The organism is Bacillus sp. AM1(2019), assembly GCF_009906915.1.
GTDB lineage: Bacteria > Bacillota > Bacilli > Bacillales > Bacillaceae > Bacillus > Bacillus velezensis.
On sequence record NZ_CP047644.1, the window covers coordinates 994306 to 1013577 of the forward strand.

General features: G+C 46.2%; 18 protein-coding genes. 8 read left to right on the forward strand and 10 right to left on the reverse strand.

Annotation, left to right across the window (positions count from 1 at the left end):
- The first annotated feature begins 4 nt into the window (after nucleotides 1–4).
- Nucleotides 5–328, forward strand: coding sequence for a DUF3889 domain-containing protein (locus GNE05_RS05145; protein ID WP_029973217.1), 324 nt, complete (start codon nucleotides 5–7; stop codon nucleotides 326–328).
- Nucleotides 329–372: 44 nt separating this feature from the next.
- On the opposite strand, the gene GNE05_RS05150 is transcribed toward GNE05_RS05145, so the two are convergent.
- The 3 genes from GNE05_RS05150 to GNE05_RS05160 form a co-directional block, all read right to left on the reverse strand.
- Complete coding sequence (locus tag GNE05_RS05150; protein WP_014417290.1) at nucleotides 373–1827, reverse strand: peptidoglycan endopeptidase LytF; 1455 nt, start codon at nucleotides 1825–1827, stop codon at nucleotides 373–375.
- A 178-nt stretch (nucleotides 1828–2005) separates the two neighbouring features.
- A complete protein-coding gene (nsrR, locus tag GNE05_RS05155) occupies nucleotides 2006–2440 on the reverse strand; it encodes a nitric oxide-sensing transcriptional repressor NsrR (protein ID WP_007610306.1) in 435 nt (144 codons plus the stop codon).
- A gap of 132 nt (nucleotides 2441–2572) precedes the next feature.
- Nucleotides 2573–4087 carry a mechanosensitive ion channel gene (locus GNE05_RS05160; RefSeq protein WP_021494910.1) on the reverse strand — a complete coding sequence of 505 codons (1515 nt, stop codon included), beginning with the start codon at nucleotides 4085–4087 and terminating at the stop codon, nucleotides 2573–2575.
- 169 nt (nucleotides 4088–4256) lie between these two features.
- Between GNE05_RS05160 and GNE05_RS05165 the strand changes: the two genes are divergently transcribed.
- Entirely contained in the window at nucleotides 4257–5663 is a 1407-nt protein-coding gene (locus GNE05_RS05165; protein ID WP_022553618.1) for a SpoVR family protein, read from the forward strand.
- A 37-nt stretch (nucleotides 5664–5700) separates the two neighbouring features.
- Here GNE05_RS05165 and GNE05_RS05170 read toward each other — a convergent pair whose 3' ends face one another.
- The gene (locus GNE05_RS05170) at nucleotides 5701–7080 is read right to left on the reverse strand and encodes an alkaline phosphatase PhoA (RefSeq protein ID WP_043021357.1); all 1380 of its coding nucleotides are present in this window, start codon (nucleotides 7078–7080) and stop codon (nucleotides 5701–5703) included.
- Between the two features lie 458 nt (nucleotides 7081–7538).
- Between GNE05_RS05170 and GNE05_RS05175 the strand changes: the two genes are divergently transcribed.
- The gene (locus tag GNE05_RS05175) at nucleotides 7539–8363 is read left to right on the forward strand and encodes a C40 family peptidase (RefSeq protein ID WP_014417294.1); all 825 of its coding nucleotides are present in this window, start codon (nucleotides 7539–7541) and stop codon (nucleotides 8361–8363) included.
- Nucleotides 8364–8431: 68 nt separating this feature from the next.
- Here GNE05_RS05175 and GNE05_RS05180 read toward each other — a convergent pair whose 3' ends face one another.
- Complete coding sequence (locus tag GNE05_RS05180) at nucleotides 8432–9307, reverse strand: transcriptional regulator CitR (protein WP_007409271.1); 876 nt, start codon at nucleotides 9305–9307, stop codon at nucleotides 8432–8434.
- A 109-nt stretch (nucleotides 9308–9416) separates the two neighbouring features.
- Here GNE05_RS05180 and GNE05_RS05185 point away from each other — a divergent pair, with 109 nt between their 5' ends.
- The 4 genes from GNE05_RS05185 to GNE05_RS05200 all read left to right on the forward strand — a co-directional run bounded on the left by GNE05_RS05185 (nucleotide 9417) and on the right by GNE05_RS05200 (nucleotide 14675).
- Nucleotides 9417–10520: a citrate synthase/methylcitrate synthase gene (locus GNE05_RS05185; protein WP_065180685.1), complete on the forward strand. Its 1104-nt coding sequence runs from the start codon at nucleotides 9417–9419 to the stop codon at nucleotides 10518–10520.
- Nucleotides 10521–10599: 79 nt separating this feature from the next.
- Complete coding sequence (locus tag GNE05_RS05190; RefSeq protein ID WP_015417120.1) at nucleotides 10600–11469, forward strand: SDR family oxidoreductase; 870 nt, start codon at nucleotides 10600–10602, stop codon at nucleotides 11467–11469.
- Nucleotides 11470–11801: 332 nt separating this feature from the next.
- Nucleotides 11802–13205 (forward strand): branched-chain amino acid transporter BcaP, encoded by a 1404-nt coding sequence (locus tag GNE05_RS05195; protein WP_014417297.1) that lies wholly within the window; start codon nucleotides 11802–11804, stop codon nucleotides 13203–13205.
- 114 nt (nucleotides 13206–13319) lie between these two features.
- The gene (locus GNE05_RS05200) at nucleotides 13320–14675 is read left to right on the forward strand and encodes a sodium-dependent transporter (RefSeq protein ID WP_022553614.1); all 1356 of its coding nucleotides are present in this window, start codon (nucleotides 13320–13322) and stop codon (nucleotides 14673–14675) included.
- A gap of 36 nt (nucleotides 14676–14711) precedes the next feature.
- On the opposite strand, the gene GNE05_RS05205 is transcribed toward GNE05_RS05200, so the two are convergent.
- The 3 genes from GNE05_RS05205 to sigM are packed head-to-tail and all read right to left on the reverse strand — an operon-like array spanning nucleotide 14712 to nucleotide 16547.
- Nucleotides 14712–15002 carry an anti-sigma-M factor gene (locus GNE05_RS05205; RefSeq protein ID WP_003155315.1) on the reverse strand — a complete coding sequence of 97 codons (291 nt, stop codon included), beginning with the start codon at nucleotides 15000–15002 and terminating at the stop codon, nucleotides 14712–14714.
- Complete coding sequence (locus GNE05_RS05210; RefSeq protein ID WP_087920756.1) at nucleotides 14990–16066, reverse strand: anti-sigma factor; 1077 nt, start codon at nucleotides 16064–16066, stop codon at nucleotides 14990–14992. Before GNE05_RS05210 ends, GNE05_RS05205 begins: the two co-directional genes overlap by 13 nt.
- Nucleotides 16056–16547 (reverse strand): RNA polymerase sigma factor SigM, encoded by a 492-nt coding sequence (gene sigM, locus GNE05_RS05215; protein WP_003155312.1) that lies wholly within the window; start codon nucleotides 16545–16547, stop codon nucleotides 16056–16058. Before sigM ends, GNE05_RS05210 begins: the two co-directional genes overlap by 11 nt.
- Before the next feature lie 238 nt (nucleotides 16548–16785).
- Between sigM and GNE05_RS05220 the strand changes: the two genes are divergently transcribed.
- Entirely contained in the window at nucleotides 16786–17385 is a 600-nt protein-coding gene (locus GNE05_RS05220) for a lysophospholipid acyltransferase family protein (RefSeq protein WP_007409265.1), read from the forward strand.
- Nucleotides 17386–17430: 45 nt separating this feature from the next.
- Here GNE05_RS05220 and GNE05_RS05225 read toward each other — a convergent pair whose 3' ends face one another.
- Both GNE05_RS05225 and GNE05_RS05230 read right to left on the reverse strand, forming a co-directional pair.
- Nucleotides 17431–18765: a hemolysin family protein gene (locus tag GNE05_RS05225; protein ID WP_003155308.1), complete on the reverse strand. Its 1335-nt coding sequence runs from the start codon at nucleotides 18763–18765 to the stop codon at nucleotides 17431–17433.
- Between the two features lie 61 nt (nucleotides 18766–18826).
- Nucleotides 18827–19252 carry a Cu(I)-responsive transcriptional regulator gene (locus GNE05_RS05230; RefSeq protein WP_007409263.1) on the reverse strand — a complete coding sequence of 142 codons (426 nt, stop codon included), beginning with the start codon at nucleotides 19250–19252 and terminating at the stop codon, nucleotides 18827–18829.
- Nucleotides 19253–19272: the final 20 nt, after the last annotated feature.

Genomic DNA, 19272 nt, shown 5'->3' on the forward strand with positions numbered 1-19272 from the left:
TAAGATGAAATCCCTTCCATTTGCGCTTGCCCTCTTGTTTTGCGGCATTCTCATTGCCTCGATCTCTGAAAAAGGGCATACAGAACACCTTGATCCATCAGTTGAAAAATGGGAGCAGCTCGCATGGAACCAGCTTGAACGTGAATACAAGGGGGCCGAGCTTACTGATTATTCGTACATGGGCCGTACAAAAGTGAACCGGGAACAGACGAAAGATGTGTTTCGCGTAACGGTGCAAACAACAAAAGAAACGTTTTCATCCCGTGCTGAAGTGTATTTCCATCCCGTAACAAAACACGTGATCAGCATTAATATTTTCAGACTGTAAAAAAAGCTGCACAGCCTAATTGAGGCCGTACAGCTTGTCAGATATCAGAAGAAACGTTTTGCGCCGAGGTAGCGCTGTTTCCAATAGGAATTGTTCATGCTGGAAATAACGACACCCGAATCGTTGGCATTAATAAACTGGCCGTTCCCGAGATAAATACCGACGTGGGAAGGTCCGGCTTTATAAGTTGAGAAAAAGACAAAGTCACCGACCGCCGGCTGGCTGACTGATGTCATCGTATTCCAGTAGCCTGCGGCTGAAAGTCTGGATACAGAAGTGACCTTATTGAGAACGTAATAAATGAAACCGCTGCAGTCAAAGCCTCTCGGCGTTGTCCCGCCCCATACATACGGTACGCCCAGTTGAGCTTTTGCGGCATCGATCATTACATTAATCTTCGCGCTTGTTGAACCTGTGCCGCCTGTGTTGCCGGACTGATTCGGTGTCGTGTTTGTCTGCTGCCCGGTAATCGTCAGCTTTTGTCCGATTTGAAGAACATCTGTTTTCAGATTGTTTTTCTCGCGGATCTGCTGGGCGGTCACATTGAACTTTTGGGCGATAACCCATAAAGAATCCCCGCTTTTCACGGTATATGTAGTGGTTTTCCCTGTATCTCCGGACTGGTTCGGAGTTGACGGTGAAGTCGAAGAGCCGGAAGATGACGTTTTGGTCAGCTTAAGCACTTGTCCGACCCGCAGCATGTCTGACGTCAGTTTGTTGATGCTTCTGATTTGCTGAACCGTCATATTGTATGCGTTTGCGATTTTCCAGAGTGAGTCTCCGCTTTTTACTGTATAAGATGACGTTTGCGTCTGGTTTTTATTTTGGTTTGAATTGTCTTTTGACGGCGTGTTTCCCGAAGAAGACGTTCCTTTTGTTTTCAGGACTTGGTTTACGTAGATCGTATCCGTTTTTAAGTTGTTTAATACTTTGAGTTCCGCAATGGTCATATTGACGCTGTTTGCGATCTTCCATAGTGAATCGCCGAGTTTGACTTTATACGTCCCGGAAGATGATGACTGATTTTTGCTGCTGTTTGAGCTGCTGCCAGGAGCGGTTTTTTTCTGATCGGTGCTTGAGGAAACTTTCCCCGTCACTTGCAGCTTCTGTCCGGCGCGGATTAAGTCGCTTGTCAGACCGTTCAATTTTTTCAGTTCCTGTACGGACATTTTAAAATCAGATGCGATCAGCCACAGCGAGTCTCCGCTTTTCACTGTATAAACGCTTTTAGTCGTGCCGCTGTTCTTTGAAGATGGCTTTTTGCTGCCGGAATCTGATTTGCCGTTAGGAATGTTGAGCGTCTGCCCGATAGAAAGAACGGTGGATTTTAGATGATTCGCTGATGTAATGGCATCCACGCTTGTATTGTAGTTTTGGGCAAGCTTCCATAATGAATCTCCGCTTTTAACCTTAATCGTTTGTGCTTCTGCCGGTGTTACAGCTAACGCAGACCCGACGATCGCAGATGCAGTCAAACCGACCGCTACCTTTTTTTTCATAGTGAATCTCCCTTTTCCTGCGATAATTTTTCTATCCCCATTCGTTGCAGCCGCAAGGTGAGGATATCAGTAATGATAATCTTTATATCGGCACTTGTCTGCAATCGTTTATCATATTAATAGAAATAGTCCTTTTTTCTTATGCCGGCATAAAAAAAGAAGGAATGCGGACATTCCTTCAGCTTCTGAGCAGTCTCATAATCTCCTCTTTGTTTTTGACCAGATCCCTTAACGTATATTTGTCTAAAACGGCCAGGTAAGCTTGCAGGGCTTCATTCAGAAGGTTCTTTAAGTTGCAGGCGGGAGATATAATACAGAGATTTTTTTTGGAGTCAAAGCATTCTACGATGTTAAAGTCGTCTTCTGTATTTCGAACGACTTCTCCAATGTTTATGTCTTCCGGTGTCATTCCTAATCGGATTCCGCCTCCCCGGCCCCGGATCGTTTCGACATATCCGAGCTGTCCGAGGCGGTAAATGACTTTCATGAGGTGGTTTTTAGAGATGGAATAAGTATCTGCGATTTCTTTTATGTTGGAAAGTTCGTCGGAATGTCTGGAAGCCAAAAAAATTAAAACGCGTAAAGAATAATCGGTATAGTTCGTTAATTTCATAGAATGACCTCGAAAAAAGAGATTTTGCTTCTGTTACAGTCTATCATATATGAATTTAAAATGAAAAAAAAGGAATTTGCCCCTTTAACTCAAAAAAAAACGTGCGCTCCTTCTGAGCACACGTTTTTTTCGTTAAGACATCGGCGGCTTACGATCGTCAGCCGATTGATGTTTTTCAATTTTGCGATCCAATTTTGCGAGATAACGGGAGGCGAATTCTTTTCCGCCAAGACCGAATGAAAGTCCGAAGGCAAGCGCGAAACCGCCCAGAATCAGAATAAACGCGGCATTTACGATCGTGTCGGCGACACCGAGCTGATCCAGCGCCATAAAGATTGAAAGAGTGATAATGGTATATTTCGCAAGCGGCGCCAGGAATCTGAATTCCTTTCCGCTCAGCATGCCGGCAAGCAGCCTGCTGACGAGCTGTCCGGCCAAAAGCCCGATTCCGAGAATAAATACAGCGGCCAGAACATTAGGCAGGTAAGCGATAATACCGGTTGCGATAACAACGAGAAATTCGAGATGGACAAGCTGCAGCGCCTCTGCCGTAAAGAGCAGGACGATGATGATCTGAACAATCATGCCGACCGTCTGAGAAAGCGTCAGCTTCGGGGTACCCGCCTGTTCAAAGCCCATTTTACCGAGAAGAGAGTCGAAACCGCCCCGGTGCAAGAGCCCGGATACAATGCTGTTGACCCATTTTCCGATCCAGATGCCGGCGATGATCAGCACAATACCGATGATGATATTAGGGAGCATTGTGAAGACCGTGTGCAGCATGGCTGACGCCGGTTCAGAAATACCCGCCACATCAAGCCGGTCAAGCGCAGAGATGATCACCGGAATGAAAATCAGCACGTAGACAATCGTTCCGATGATTGCCGACAGGCTTGTATCCTTCAGATAAATAGAAAGCCCCATACGTGCGGCAAGCCTTTCCGTGCCGATACTCGCCAGAAAGTTTGTGACGATATCACGGACGAGACGGGCAACAAGCCAGCCGATTAAAACAATCAGCGCCGCGGCGAATAATTTCGGTATAAAGGACAAAACGCTTTGGATCATATTTGTAAACGGCCCTGATACTCCGCTGATTTGGAGAGCGGCCAAGACGCCGGGCAGGAACAAGAGCAAGACGAAGTAAAAAACGATTCGTGAAGCGGCCGTAACGGATCTGCTCATCTCCGCTTCTTCAGACACCATTGTCCATTTTCTGAGCCGGCCGTTTTCAGCGAGTTTCATGCCCGCTTTTTTGACGAGATAGCTGAAAAGCGAAGCGGCCGCCCAGCCCAACAGCAGAATCAGGCCGGCTTTTAAAATGCTCGGCACTGCCGCCGTTATCGCTGACAGCATGCTGACAAAAGGCGAAGCCACGGTTGTCAGATGCAGAATGTTAAAGAATAGAATAAAAACGATGATTAATGCGATAAAATAAATGACTTTACTGATGACTTTTTCTGAGGAATAGCGCGCCGGCTTTTTTTCGGCGAACAGCCTGTCGTCGATTTTTGTTTTTTGCAGGCCTTTGTATACGGCTTTTTCAATGATTTTGGCAATGCCCCAGCCGATAAGCAGGACGAGCAGTGCAATGATCAGATTCGGGAGTTTGCTGAGATACGTCGTAAGCATGTCTGCTGTATTCAAGTAGAATCGCTCCTTTTCTTTTTGGGGTATGGTGTGTGTTTTACCCACTTACATATAAAGCAAACGGGGCGGATGTGCCGAAAGTTTTCAGCCGGAAACCGGTCTGTTATTTCATCTTTTGAGAGGAGGGGTCATACATTATAAATAAGTCCAAGTAGGGGGGATTCGGTTGAACGCGGAGGAGACAAAAGGTTTACAGCGGGCAATTGAGGAAATAACCGACATTGCCAAGGGTTTCGGCCTTGATTTCTACCCGATGAGATATGAAATTTGCCCGGCTGAAATTATTTATACATTCGGCGCGTACGGCATGCCGACGAGATTCAGCCACTGGAGTTTCGGCAAACAATTTCACAAGATGAAACTCCATTATGATCTCGGTTTGAGCAAAATTTATGAACTTGTCATTAATTCCAACCCTTGCTACGCTTTTTTGCTGGACAGCAATTCGCTGATCCAAAATAAATTAATTGTAGCCCATGTTCTTGCCCATTGTGATTTTTTCAAAAATAACTGCCGCTTTCAAAATACGAATCGGGACATGGTTGAGAGTATGGCGGCTGCGGCGGAGCGGATTAAGCATTATGAAAGAATGCACGGGATAAAAGAGGTGGAGTCCTTTTTAGATGCCATTCTGGCGATTCAGGAGCATATCGATCCGTCGCTCGTCAGGCCGAAGCTGCTGTGGAGCGTCGATGACGAAGAGGAGGACGAAGAAGAAACCGCGCCATCGCCTTACGATGATTTATGGGGAATGGATAAGCCGAAGCAGGTGAAAAAGAAAAAAGGGAAAAAACCGTTTCCGCCCCGGCCGGAAAAAGATATTCTGCTGTTTATCGAAGAACATTCGCGGGAGCTTGAACCGTGGCAGCGTGACATTTTAACCATGATGAGAGAAGAAATGCTGTATTTCTGGCCGCAGCTGGAAACGAAAATCATGAACGAAGGCTGGGCATCTTATTGGCATCAGCGGATTATCCGCGAGCTTGACCTGACTTCAGATGAAGCCATCGAATTTGCGAAGCTGAACGCAGGCGTCGTTCAGCCGTCAAAAACGGGAATCAACCCGTATTATTTAGGGCTGAAAATTTTTGAAGACATCGAAGAGCGTTATGACAACCCGACAGATGAAATGAAAAAAACAGGAGCAAAGCCCGGTTCCGGCCGCGAGAAAATGTTTGAGGTCAGGGAAATTGAATCGGATATATCATTTATCCGCAATTATTTGACGAAAGATCTCGTGATGCGTGAGGATTTGTATTTATTCCAAAAACAGGGCAGGGACTATAAAGTGATCGACAAAGAATGGAAGGCCGTGCGCGACCAGCTCGTGAACATGCGGGTCAACGGAGGATTTCCTTATCTGACCGTCAATGACGGGGATTACCTGAAGAATAATGAGCTTTATATTAAACATTGGTATGAGGGAATTGAGCTTGATCTGAAATATTTGGAGAAAGTGCTGCCGTATCTGTACCAGCTGTGGGGCAGGAGCGTGCACATCGAATCTGTTCTTGAAGACAGAGAAGTGATGTTTTCTTATGACGGCAAAGGAGTGCACCGGAGATATCTGTAAAAGAAGAAAGGATGCGGGGAAACCCCCGCATCCTTTTTTATTTTCCGTGTTTCAGGATGTGAAAGATCTTTTTGGCCTGGTCCGTGTTGTTTAAAAGCCCCGTAAATGACTCTCTTCCCGGACCGTACGCGTAAACGGGAACTTCTTCGCCCGTATGATCGCCGGTTGTCCAGCCGCTGTTGGTTTTCGCATTAAAGAGCTTAATGATCGCTTTGTAGATGCTCTTGTCAGCATCCTGTTTTGCTGCCGTTTCGATCTGTTTGATTTCAGCTTTTGACCATTTCAGGTCTGTATAACGCGCAAGCACGGAAGATACGGATTTGCCCGCTTTGATTTGGTCAGCCATAAATGCCGGGGTTTTTTTGGCGGCAAGAATCGGTTCAACATGCCAGTTTTTATCGTCATTCGCGCCGATCGTCAATCCGCCGGTGGTATGATCGGCCGTGGCAACGACAAGCGTATGTTTGTCCTTTTTGGCAAATGCGATCGCTGCTTTATACGCTTTTTCAAAATCCTTCATTTCGCTCATTGCGCCGACTATATCATTGTCATGTCCCGCCCAGTCAATTTGGCTGCCTTCGACCATTAAGAAAAACCCTTTTTTATTCTTGTTCAGCCTGTCGATCGCTGCCGTTGTCATGTCTTCTAATGAAGGGACGGCGTTTGAGCGGTCGATTGCTTTGTCGAGTCCGCCATCGGCAAACAGGCCGAGAATCTTCTTGTTACGATCCTTTTTGAGCTCCTGTTTTGATGTAACGTAGCTGTATCCCGCTTTTTTGAAATCCTTTGTTACATTGCGGTCTTTACGGATAAAGTTTGATTTGCCGCCTCCGAGGAGCACATCGACTTTCTGTTTTCCGTTGATGCGGTCATCAAAGTAGCTGCTTGCGATGTCATCCATATTTTTTCTGGATTTGTTATGGGCTCCGAATGCCGCAGGAGTGGCGTGGGCAATCTCCGAAGTTGCGACAAGTCCGGTGGATTTGCCTCTTTGTTTCGCTTCTTCGAGGACGGATTTTACCCGCTTTCCTTTTTTATCGACTCCGATCGCCGCGTTATACGTTTTCACGCCTGTGGCCATTGCCGTGCCTGCCGCCGCGGAATCGGTAATATTGGAATCAGGATCGTCAGGGTAAGTCATCATCATACCGGTGAGATTGGGGTCGAATGCCGTCAGTTTCATGCCATCCGAAGGTTTTCCTTTGTTAATGACCGAACGGTAGGCGTTCATATAGGGAGCGCCCATTCCGTCGCCGACCATGAAGATGACGTTTCTGATTTCGTTTTTGTCAGGCTGTTTTTTTGCCGCAGCCTGTTCGGAGTGCTGAAGCCCCGCGCCCGCAATCAGACCGGCTGTCAGCACGGATACGGCTGCCGCCGGCAGAAGTTTTGATCGAACCTGTTTAAATAGACTCATTCTCACTCGTCCTCCTTTAATCTTGTCTGCATGTCTAATGGTAGGGGATGTTTGTAAAGAGCGCCTGTTCCTCCTGTAAATTTCAGGTGAAACATTGTTAGAAATGTAAATTCCGGTGTAACTTATGTTTTCAAGAAAGAGTGAAAACCATTCACTTTTTTGAAAAAGACGAGGATTTTTTTAACAAGGGGTTATTTGGAAAATAAACTGCTTTGTTTTTCCAAAATACGAGGATCACAGGAAAAAAACATGACAAATTGACTCATTTTTCGTCACGTTTGAAATCAAATTGAAATATTTAATACCCTTAAAAACTTTTTTTAAAAACGAATTAGTAAGAAATTTGTCACGGGAAGTCAAGTCTATTTCTAGTGGAAATTGAACCTTATAATAGGAAACAGATAAAAACTTTAAAAAAGAGACACATAAAATAGATAGAATCATTCGGGGAGGAAAACATGAAAAAGCAACTTGTTACAGCAACAACGGCAGTGGTTTTGGGGACGACTTTGTTTGCGGGCGCGGCATCTGCGCAAACGATTAAGGTAAAAAAAGGCGATACATTATGGGGACTTTCAAATCGGTACGGAACGTCAATTAATTCCATTAAATCTGAGAACAAATTAAAATCGGATATCATTTACATCGGCCAGACGCTTTCGATCAACGGTAAATCATCTTCAGGTTCAAATTCGGGCAGCAAGTCATCATCGTCTACATATAAAGTCGTAAAAGGCGACAGCCTTTGGAAAATTGCGAATAAATATAAAATGACGGTAAACCAATTAAAAAGTTTAAACGGTTTAAAAACGGACCTGATCCGCATCGGACAAGTTCTTAAAGTAAAGGGATCAACTTCCGGTTCAACGTCTTCAGGATCTTCGTCATCAAAGCAGCCTTCATCCAGCCATAATGCTGCACAGACGAGCCTGAATGTAAACAAGCTGATTTCTGATGCGCAATCTTTAATCGGCACGCCGTATGTATGGGGCGGAACAACGACTTCCGGCTTTGACTGCAGCGGATTTATCTGGTACCTGTTAAACAAACAGACGAGTGTCGGCAGAACAAGCACTGCGGGATACTGGAGCTCAATGAAGAGCGTGTCCAGCCCGTCAAGAGGAGACTTCGTCTTCTTTACAACATATCAGGCCGGCCCTTCACACATGGGTGTGTACATCGGAAACAACAAGTTCATCCATGCCGGTTCTGACGGCGTCACAACAAGTGATCTGAATAACAGCTACTGGAAACCTCGCTACCTTGGCGCGAAAAGATTCTAGCAGCGATAGAAACCCGTTCATCAGAACGGGTTTTTTATTTAGACGGGACAGAGCTCCATTTGTTTCACCTAAAAATGAAAATGTGATAAAAAATCTAAAAAGGTTTTCTTTTTCTCATTTTCATAGAGGGCAATGGCGTACGCGCCCGCGCTCGGCATCTGGGCGAATTCGCACGGAATTTCAATCATGCTGCCTGCGGCGAGTTCGGCCCGTACCGCTGACAGCGGCAGAAATGAGACACCCAGCCCCTCTTTAATAAATCGTTTCGTAATATGCGTCTGTGTCACCTTCATTGTCCTGACGAAAGGGAACTGTATTCTGACCTGGCGGAGCAAATCATCCCAATAGTCAGGGTGGTTATGGGTCAAAAGCAGATATTGTCCGAACAGGTCTTTCACTTCATCCGCCTTCCCTGTCCCGGGTTTTCGGCCGGGCGGCGCGACGAGGACAACGGGGTCATTGTACAGGGGGCGGCAAGTGAGGGAAGATGATTGCACCTTTAAGCAGCTCAGTCCGATATCGGCTGAGCCGTTTCTGATTTGAGAGGCGATTTCTTCCGATTCGAAAATGGTGACCGTCATTTCGGTTTCTTTATTGTCCTCTGTATAACGCTTCATGACAGACGGGAGAACGGTGTCGGCGATAAGCGGCGAAACAGCGAGTGTCAGTGTGTGCGAGTAGCCCTGGCGCACCCTGTGCAGCTCCGCCATGCTGTTTTCATAGTCTTCCAAAAGCCTCATGGCAAACGGCACGTATGCTTTTCCTTCTTCCGTTAATTGTATTTTCCGGCCGCTTCGCTGAAACAGCTTGCAGCTGATTTCTTTCTCTAATAATTTTATATGAACGGTGACGGTCGGCTGAGATAAAAAAAGCGTTTCCGCCGTTTTTCTGAAATTCTCATATTTTGCCGCAGTGACGAAGGTGTGAAGCCATTTAAAATCCATAGATGCACTCCTCTGATTAAAAGTTTTAATTAATTCCCTTAAAAATATTCATTATTTTTTAAATATTATATTTACTATAATAACAGAAAGAGGATAAGGGGGAATGAAATTGATTTATCGTGGATTGAAAGGGATTACTTGTGCAGAAACGGCTATCAGCCACATTGACGGAGAAAAGGGGCATTTAATATATCGCGGCTATGATGCGAAGGATATCGCGCTGCAATCCAGTTTTGAAGAAGCGGCGTATCTCATTTTGAACGGGGCGCTTCCTGATGAGCGGCAATTGCTTGCGTTTCAGGAAGAACTTGCAGCCGAGCGCGGGCTTCCGAAACATTTGATCGGCTTACTGGAAACGCTTCCGGATGAAATGGACGACATGGCGGTGCTGAGAACGGCTGTTTCAGGTTTGGGCACAGATTCATTTACATATCCGCCCAAGCCGGAAGAAGCGATTAAACTGATTGCCGTCACACCGACGATTATTGCGTACAGATACCGCCGTAAACAAGGGAAGGAAGCGTTGTCACCTGAGGCGCGATACGGACACGTTGAAAACTACTTGTATATGCTGACAGGCAGGCAGCCGTCCGCAGCCCAAAAGAAAGCGCTTGAGACGTATATGATTCTGGCGATGGAGCACGGGATGAATGCATCGACTTTTTCAGCGAGAGTCACCGTTTCGACTGAATCGGACTTAGTGTCTGCCGTCACTGCCGCACTGGGTACGATGAAAGGGCCGCTGCACGGAGGCGCGCCTTCAGGCGTCACGAAAATGCTTGAAGACATCGGAGAAAAAGAAAATGCAGAAGCGTATTTGGCAGCGAAGCTTATGAGGGGAGAACGCCTGATGGGCTTCGGGCACAGGGTGTACAAAACAAAAGACCCGCGGGCGGAGGCGCTGCGCATAAAGGCTGAAGAAGTGGCGGGAAATGATCCGTCGCTTGACTTGGCGCTTTATGTGGAGAAGGAAGCCATCCGCTTGTTAGAGCAATATAAGCCCGGACGGAAGCTGTATACGAATGTAGAGTTTTACGCAGCGGCTGTGATGCAGGCCATTGATGTCGACAATGATTTGTTTACGCCGACCTTTTCAGCAAGCAGAATGGCAGGCTGGTGCGCACACGTGCTTGAACAGTCCGCTGACAACATGATTTACAGGCCGTCTGCGAAATACACCGGCGCTTTTCCCGAAACGGCTCAGCAGCTTTAATCACCGGCATATTTGTCCGTTTAACTCCCCGCACTGCGTGGTATCGTCTCAGTAATACCAATTGCAGGAGTGTGAGAATATGAATCCGATGGACAGACAGACGGAAGGACAAAAGCCGCAGGTGCAAAACCGCCAGCCCGGCATTGAGTCAGACATGGAGCCAAAACCGCTCTTGGAGGACCCGGATGTAAAAGGGTCGGGCAGATTAAAAGGAAAAGTCGCCGTCATCACGGGCGGAGACAGCGGCATCGGCGCAGCGGCTGCGATCGCTTACGCGAAGGAAGGGGCGGATCTTGCCATCCTGTACCTAGACGAACATGCCGATGCCGAGAGAACGAAAAAGCGTGCGGAAGAATACCAGGCCGAATGCCTGTTAATTCCGGGAGACGTCGGTGATGAGGCGCATTGTCAAAAGGCGGTCCGCCAAGTCTTAGATCACTACGGAAAAATAGATATTCTCGTTAATAATGCGGCTGAGCAGCATCCGCAAAACGGGATTCTTGATATTACAGCTGAACAGCTGGAGAAGACATTCCGTACAAACATGTTTTCTATGTTTCATATGACAAAAGCCGTGCTGCCCCACCTGCAAAGAGGGAGCGCCATCATTAATACAACGTCTATTACCGCTTATCAGGGAGACACATCATTGATCGACTATTCATGCACGAAAGGCGGCATCGTTTCCTTTACGCGTTCAATGGCGATGTCATTGGCCGATCAGGGGATCAGAGTAAATGCGGTGGCTCCTGGTCCGATCTGGACCGCCCTGATTCCGGCAACGTTTACTGAAGAAAAGGTGGAAAAGCATGGTCTGGACACTCCGATGGGAAGACCGGGACAGCCTGCGGAACACGCCGGAGCTTACGTGCTTCTGGCTTCAGACGAATCTTCCTATATGACGGGGCAAACCATTCACGTAAATGGCGGCAGATTTATTTCAACATAATACGCAAGTCTTATCCCGCGCTTTTAAAAAGGGCGGGATTTTTATTTAAACGTACATATGAATACGATTTTCAAAAAATGGAAGTCTCCAGCTAAATCACTAATGTTAATATTTCACAGTGGAGAATCCGCTGAGTTCTGTTTTATGAAAACTAAAAACAATATATAGAATTTTCAAAAATTTATTTTCATTTTTATATTTTTCGCTATAATATGACATAGGAGAAAGGAATGATGTGCTGAAACATTTCATGCGAAAAATAAGAATTTAGTCATTATTGCTATTGTTATCTGAATATTCTAACATATATTGGTTTACAAGGAGTGAAGCAGATGAAGGGGAGCGTATTCAGAAAGAAAAGCATTCAGGACCTGCTTGCCGCAACGGGCGGGGAAAAGTCGCTAAAAAGAGAGTTAGGGGCCTTTGATTTGACCCTTCTGGGGATAGGGGCCATCATCGGAACGGGGATTTTTGTATTAACCGGAACAGGCGCTGTCACGGCGGGGCCGGGGCTGACCGTTTCATTTGTCATCGCCGCTCTTGCGTGTTTATTTGCGGCTCTGTCATATGCCGAATTTGCTTCAAGCGTCCCGGTTTCCGGTTCCGTCTACACGTTTACTTATGCGACACTGGGTGAACTTCTCGCGTTTATTATCGGATGGGATTTAATCTTGGAATATATGCTCGCCGTCAGCGCGGTTTCGGTCGGATGGTCCGGCTATTTTCAATCATTCTTGGCGGGCTTCGGCATTCATCTTCCGACCGCATTAACGGCCGCGCCGGGGTCAATAAAAGGCACGGTCACATTCTTTAATCTCCCCGCATTTGTTATCGTGCTTGCGATTACATTCCTCCTCTACTTAGGCATTAGGGAATCGAAGCGGGTCAATAATATTATGGTCATTTTGAAGGTTCTGGTTGTTCTATTGTTTATCGCCGTTGCGGCCGTATATGTCAAACCTCACAACTGGCAGCCGTTTATACCGATGGGGTTCGGCGGTGTTTTCAGTGCCGCGGCGCTCGTTTTCTTCTCTTTTATCGGTTTTGACGCCGTCTCTTCCGCCGCTGAAGAAACGAAAAATCCGGCGAAGGATCTGCCGAAAGGAATTATCTTTTCATTAATCGTCTGCACTGTGCTGTATGTGACCGTATCGGCGATTATGACGGGCGTCGTTCCGTTTGCCCGCTTTGAAGGCGTTGACCATCCCGTGTCTCTCGTCCTGCAGATGGCAGGACAGAATTGGGTGGCCGGGATTATTGATATCGGCGCAGTGTTGGGAATGACAACGGTGATGCTCGTCATGCTGTACGGCCAGACGAGGGTGATGTTTGCCATGTCCCGTGACGGTTTGGTGCCGGGGGCGCTTTCAAAAGTCCATCCGAAGCATAAAACGCCGCATGTGGTGACGTGGGTGTTCGGCATCCTGTCAGCATTACTCGGCTCGCTCGTCCCGCTTGATGAACTGGCGAAGCTGGTGAACATCGGCACGCTTGCCGCGTTTGTCCTGATTTCCGTGGCGGTTATCGTATTGAGAAAGAAACAGCCTGATCTGCCGAGGGCTTTTAAATGTCCGGGGGTTCCCTTTATTCCGATATTGTCCATTCTGTTCTGCGTGTTTTTGATTATTAACCTCGGCGCCACCACCATATTCCGTTTCTTTATCTGGCTGATCATCGGTCTGGTGATTTATTTCTTATATTCGAGAAAGCATTCGAAATTAAACGGGGATTTGTAAGGAGCGGCACCCGCCGCTCCTTTTTATTTTTCGGAATAATGAAACATATTGAAATGGGCTTAAGTTATCGCAGCGAATAAGGGATAATATAGGGCGGAAGGGAAGTGGAAAGTCGTGTCTGACCAAAAAAGGGTTCAATGGGCCTCGAAAATAGGATTTATTATGGCCGCTGCCGGTTCGGCGATCGGTCTGGGAGCCATTTGGAAGTTCCCTTACGTAGCGGGTACGAACGGAGGAGGCGCTTTTTTTCTTTTATTCGTCCTCTTTACCGTGCTTTTAGGCTATCCGCTTTTGCTCGGTGAATTTATTTTCGGAAGACGGAGCCAGACAAATGCGATTGATGCCTACAAACAAGCCGCGCCGAAGTCGGTATGGCACCTCACGGGTTATGTGGGTGTGGCGGCCTGTTTTTTAGTTTTGTCTTTTTACAGTGTTGTCGGCGGGTGGATTTTGCTTTATGTGTTAAAAGCCGTTACCGGTTCTTTATCCGGGCTCACTCAGGAGCAGTACGGCACGGTGTTCGGGACGGTCATTGAAAATCCGATCCAGACTCTCATTGCGCAGCTTGTATTTATGATCATGACGGTGGCGGTCGTCGCAAAAGGCGTGCAGAAAGGGATTGAACGTGTCAGTGCGGTGCTGATGCCGATTTTATTCGTGCTGTTTCTATTGCTTGTGCTGCGATCAGTCACGCTCGATCATGCCGTTGAGGGGATTAAATTTTTATTGGTTCCGCACTTTGAAGATTTGACGCCGGAATCCATCCTATATGCTTTAGGACAGGCGTTTTTTACATTAACGCTCGGTGTTTCGGTCATGGTGACATACAGTTCGTATCTGCCGAAAACCCAAAATCTTCCGGGTTCGGCGGGTTCCATTGTTTTGATGAATGTGCTCGTCACGCTGTTTGCGGGACTGGCCATTTTCCCGGCGGTTTTTTCGTTCGGCTTTAAACCGGATGAAGGGCCTACACTGCTGTTTACCGTGCTGCCGGCTGTGTTTGACCGGCTGCCGTTCGGCTCGCTGTTTTTTATCAGCTTTTTGGCTGTCTTTTTCTTCGCCGCTCTGACTTCGGCCTTTTCGATGGTGGAAATTATCGTGGCGACTGTCGGGAAAGGTGATGAAACGAAAAGAAAGAAGCTGTCGTGGACAAGCGGTTTGCTCATTTTCTTAGTCGGAATTCCGTCCTGTTTATCATACGGTGTTCTCGGTGATGTTCATTTGTTCGGAAAAACGTTTTTTGATCTTGCGGATTTCACCGTCAGCAATGTGCTGATTCCGCTCGGCGCTTTATTAATATCAATCTTCGTCCCGCTGAAAATACCGAAGCAGGAGCTGTTTGCCGAGATGAAAAGCGGTTCCGCCATCGGCTATCGTTTCTTTCAACTGTGGTATTTCCTTCTGAAATATCTCGTGCCGCTGGCTATCATCGTCGTATTGCTGCATTTAATCGGCGTTCTTTCATTTTAAAAAAACAGGCCCCCGTAAAAGGGCCTGTTTTTATGTTTAAAAACCGAATTGCAGATTCGTATCAACCGCAACGATCGTATATACACAGACAATGACGAACAGATTGAGAATGACACCGAGCAGTCCCGGGCCCGTCCGTCCTTTTTTAATAAACAGCTCAATGATGCCGAACGGCACGGCGGCCATCGCAAACGGCAGCATCTGATAAGAATAGAAAGTCACATTGCTGATGATTGCCACGTTCAAAAGCAGCAGCGACAAAATCGCGGTACCGACTGATATCCAGCCGAAAACATTATGCTCTTTAAAAATTCTTACCAATTCCATAATTCCACCTCACCGATGTTTGCTGCTTTTACTGTTTTGTTTTTCAGCAGACGTTCGATTTCTTTTGTCGGCCCCGTCACGACAGAGCCGTATACGTTCATTCCGTGATGTTCAACATAGTCGATTCGGCTGCCAAGATTCATGTCTTTTCGTTTCGATATTGCATGCGCCCATTTTTTATGGCGGGACATAAATTCAAGGGCATTGATAAATTGTTCACGGTCTGTCTGTCCTTGCGTTTCGAAAGAGGACACCATCTTGGAATCTTTCCCGGGAAATCCTAACGGCTCGGCATAAGGACTGTCTTTCAGATTTTTCTCCGTTTCGACCGCATTCCATAAAAACTTCACATCGTATTTTTTAAAAGTTGAATATACTTGAGAAGAAGGGTAGGCCCGGTCATAAGAAAGATAGACCTCCGCCACGCTTCCTTCAGGCAATTTTTTTAATGTCTGACCGGCTTTTTCAATCGTGCGTTCCTTTAAGCCGGAAGGATGGGCGAAATAATGCTTTGCCTGTGCCGCGTCTAAATCATAGTAGTTAACGGCAGGCGATTTGACCGTATCTAAAAACATTTCAATCCGTTCTCCGCCGACGGATTTCGTTTTTGTGCCGATCTGCTTTTGCAGCGGAAATTCCGTATTCATTCCAAACAGCTTCACCTGGCTTTTCAGTCCGGAGGTATCGACAAGGACGTTCGGCATTGTGGTCGCCACCGTCACTGCCGCGGTCTCCATTAATTGATTGCCGGTGCTTTCCTTTCCTCCCAGACCGTAATAGAGGTAGCTTCCCAAAGTGCAAAGCGGCAAAATCATCAAAGTGGAGATGACGGCGAGAACTGAAATCCGCAAATACGATTTGCGTTTTCCGTATGATAAAATGGCCTTCTGTTTTTCCGGGCTGATGCCGACGTCCCATTCCCGGTCGTCCTGCATTTCGCTTTCAATCAACTCCTGATAGACTTCCAGCTTTTCCAGCTCTTCTTCAAAGGCGGCCATTTCCCGGTCGCTCATTTCTCCATTTTTGTATTGGTAAAAACGCTTTTTAAATTCTTCATTCATCATTAACACCTCTATTATAAAGTGCTTTCAGCCGCTGTCTGGCACGAAATAAAACACTTTTAAAATTAGCCTCTGAAATATTCATAATATGGGATGCTTCTTTGTAATTCAGTTCTTTTAAATAATACAGTGTTAAGGCCTCCCGATAATTGTCGGGAAGTTCGGACATATACCCTGTCAGCACTTCCTTGATTTCAATCTGATGAGCCGGGCTTTGAACAGCCGTCTGAAAAAGGCTCCCAATTAAGTCATCGGAAATGGTCACTTCCTTTTTATGTTTTCTGACATAATCTATAAACGCATTTCTCGCCACTTGAAAAAGCCATGGCTTTACTTTGCTGTGGTCGTAGGAGTGAATGTGTATGTATGCCCTCATAAAGGTTTCCTGCAGCAAATCTTCAGCGAGATGCTTGTCTTTTGTCATGGAGAGCAGGAACCGGTAAACATCATTCATATACATTTGGTAAATTTCATCGATCGTCACTGCCTTTTCTCCCCTCTATGTTATACACGCATAAGAAAGGTTTAAAGTTGCACGTTCCATGCAAACGGCTTAAATTCATTTTCACCTCATCAAACACCATTTCTCTATAGTACCCAAAATCCGTCATAAAAGATAGAGATCGGCGGAGGAAAAATATAATTATTAGTACCAGGTAATAAAAAATATTGTTATAATAGAGAGAGAACACTTTTGATCATTACAACAAAGGAAGTGCGTTATGTATAAGTTTTGTGCAAATGCCATCAAATGCATTCTATCCCTGCGCGGAGGAGTGAAAGTGTACAATAAAGAGAATCTTCCGTCTGATAAAGGATTCGTTATCGCGTGCACGCATGCGGGCTGGGTGGACGTCCTAACGCTCGGTGTCGGGATATTGCCCCATCAGATTCATTATATGGCGAAAAAAGAGCTGTTTCAGAAAAAGTGGATCGGACGTTTTTTGAAGAAGATTCACGCGTTCCCGGTTGACCGTGAAAATCCGGGCCCGAGCAGCATTAAAACGCCGATTAAGCTTCTGAAGGAAGGAAAGATTGTCGGGATTTTTCCGAGCGGCACGAGAACATCAGAAGACGTCCCGCTGAAAAGAGGGGCCGTGACCATCGCCCAAATGGGAAAAGCGCCGCTCGTTCCGGCCGCATATAAAGGGCCGTCTACGGGTAAAGCGCTGTTTAAAAAGGGAAAAATGCGGCTTATCATCGGCGAGCCGATTTTTTTGGAGGACTTTTCCGATCTTGCGCCGAAGGAGAGGCTTGCGGCCATGACAGAAGAGCTGAATGCCAGAATTAAAGAGCTTGAGAAAAAACTTGAACAATTGTAAATGAAAAAAAGCTTGCCGTCTGTATCAGACGCGCAAGCTTTTTTGTTATGCTTCTTTTTGTTCGGCGGTTTCCAGCAGTTCATCAAACGCCAGTTTTTTCACTTCGATATATGCGACGTGGTGGCCGTCAATTTCATTAATGATAAATTCACAGCCTTCTTCGATAATCGAGTCGTATTGTTCGACGTCGTATTTCTGGGTAAGGAACCAGCCGCCGATGGTGTCGACCTCGTCATTTTCCAAATGGATGCCGAGGAGTTCGTTCACTTGATCAATCAGGACCTTGCCGTCAAGCATGTAATGGCCGTCGCCGAGTTTGCGGATTTCGTTGATTTCATCGATATCAAATTCATCACGGATTTCCCCGACGATTTCTTCAATAATGTCTTCAACGGTGACAAGCCCCGCGGTGCCGCCGTATTCATCCGACAGAATCGCCATATGAACCCGTTCCTTCTGCATTTTTACAAGCAGATCGTGAATCGGTGCCGACTCAATCACATGGATGATCGGATTGACAAAATCGGTAATCGGCGAGTCGACTGATACTTCGCCGCTTATGCAGGCGGTCAGCACTTCTTTAATGTTAATAACGCCGATAATATTATCTTTGTCACCCTCTTCGACAGGGTACCGGGTATATTTTTCAATCTGAATGATGTCCATCATTTCAGAAATTTTGATATCATGCGGCAGACTGACGATTTCCGTACGCGGAATCATGATTTCTTTTGCAAGTCTGTCGTCAAATTCAAAGATTTTGTTCACATATTTAAATTCAGACTGGTTGATTTCACCGCTTTTATAGCTTTCCGATAAAATGATGCGCAGCTCTTCTTCAGAGTGGGCAAGCTCATTTTCAGACACCGTCTCCAGACCGAACGTCTTCGTTAAAAGACGGGCGGAGTTGTTCAGAAGCCAGATAAACGGGAACATGATGCGGTAAAACCAAATGAGCGGTTTCGAAAACAGCATTGAAACGGCTTCCGCTTTCTGGATGGCGACTGTTTTCGGCGCCAATTCTCCCACGACCACGTGTAAGAATGTAATGATCGCGTAGGCGAGAATAAATGAAATAATATGCGATAATGAGCTTGGTACGTTTATCTTTGTGAAAAGCGGATGAAGCAAGCGTTCAATCGTTGATTCGCCTAAGACACCAAGACCGATGGAAGTCAATGTTATGCCGAGCTGGCACGCCGATAAATACTCATCTAAATGCGTGGTCACTTTTTTGACACCGATTGCGGCTTTATTTCCTTCTGCTATAAGCTGGTCAACCCGTGAGCCTCTGATTCTGATTATCGCAAACTCAGATGCTACGAAAAATGCCGTCAGCGCGATTAAAACCGCGACTAAAATCAAATTCACAATGTCCAATTAGAACCTTCACTCCTTTTGGGAAGATGAAGGTAACACCTCCTGTTAGTAAGATAATGGTTTAACTTAACAGCAGCATAAATGATTGAAGCACTGCAAGCTTTTCTGGAGCCAGCCTTTTTTTCAGCTGGGCGCGCTCCTCTGGTTCAAGCTTTTCAAACCGATTCAAGATCACGGAGATGTTTTGATTCATGTGATCAATTTCCGATGCCAGATTTCCAATATCGTCAGGCAGGGCTGAAGAGGGAAACTGGTTCTCCAGTCGATCTTTTATATCAGACAGGGCCAATCGCTGCTTTTTACAAGCGACTATAAACTTTAACCGATTAAGTGCAAGTGTATCGTAGTAACGATAGTTCGAACAAGACCTGTCAGGCTTTAAAAGCCCGAGGTTTGTGTAGTAATCCACCGTGCGTTTCGTTACACCGGCAAGCTCTGCTAATTCACTGATGCGATAAGTCTCAGCCCCATCTAAATCCCTCCCCAACCATCACGTTATAGTTATGA

What these genes read in the sequence shown, in the direction of transcription:
- GNE05_RS05145 (WP_029973217.1), top strand. Translation starts at nt 5, where the DNA reads ATGAAATCCCTTCCATTTGCGCTTGCCCTCTTGTTTTGCGGCATTCTC.
- GNE05_RS05150 (WP_014417290.1), bottom strand. Translation starts at nt 1,827, where the DNA reads ATGAAAAAAAAGGTAGCGGTCGGTTTGACTGCATCTGCGATCGTCGGG.
- nsrR (WP_007610306.1), bottom strand. Translation starts at nt 2,440, where the DNA reads ATGAAATTAACGAACTATACCGATTATTCTTTACGCGTTTTAATTTTT.
- GNE05_RS05170 (WP_043021357.1), bottom strand. Translation starts at nt 7,080, where the DNA reads ATGAGTCTATTTAAACAGGTTCGATCAAAACTTCTGCCGGCGGCAGCC.
- GNE05_RS05175 (WP_014417294.1), top strand. Translation starts at nt 7,539, where the DNA reads ATGAAAAAGCAACTTGTTACAGCAACAACGGCAGTGGTTTTGGGGACG.
- GNE05_RS05180 (WP_007409271.1), bottom strand. Translation starts at nt 9,307, where the DNA reads ATGGATTTTAAATGGCTTCACACCTTCGTCACTGCGGCAAAATATGAG.
- GNE05_RS05190 (WP_015417120.1), top strand. Translation starts at nt 10,600, where the DNA reads ATGAATCCGATGGACAGACAGACGGAAGGACAAAAGCCGCAGGTGCAA.
- GNE05_RS05195 (WP_014417297.1), top strand. Translation starts at nt 11,802, where the DNA reads ATGAAGGGGAGCGTATTCAGAAAGAAAAGCATTCAGGACCTGCTTGCC.
- GNE05_RS05205 (WP_003155315.1), bottom strand. Translation starts at nt 15,002, where the DNA reads ATGGAATTGGTAAGAATTTTTAAAGAGCATAATGTTTTCGGCTGGATA.
- GNE05_RS05210 (WP_087920756.1), bottom strand. Translation starts at nt 16,066, where the DNA reads ATGATGAATGAAGAATTTAAAAAGCGTTTTTACCAATACAAAAATGGA.
- GNE05_RS05220 (WP_007409265.1), top strand. Translation starts at nt 16,786, where the DNA reads ATGTATAAGTTTTGTGCAAATGCCATCAAATGCATTCTATCCCTGCGC.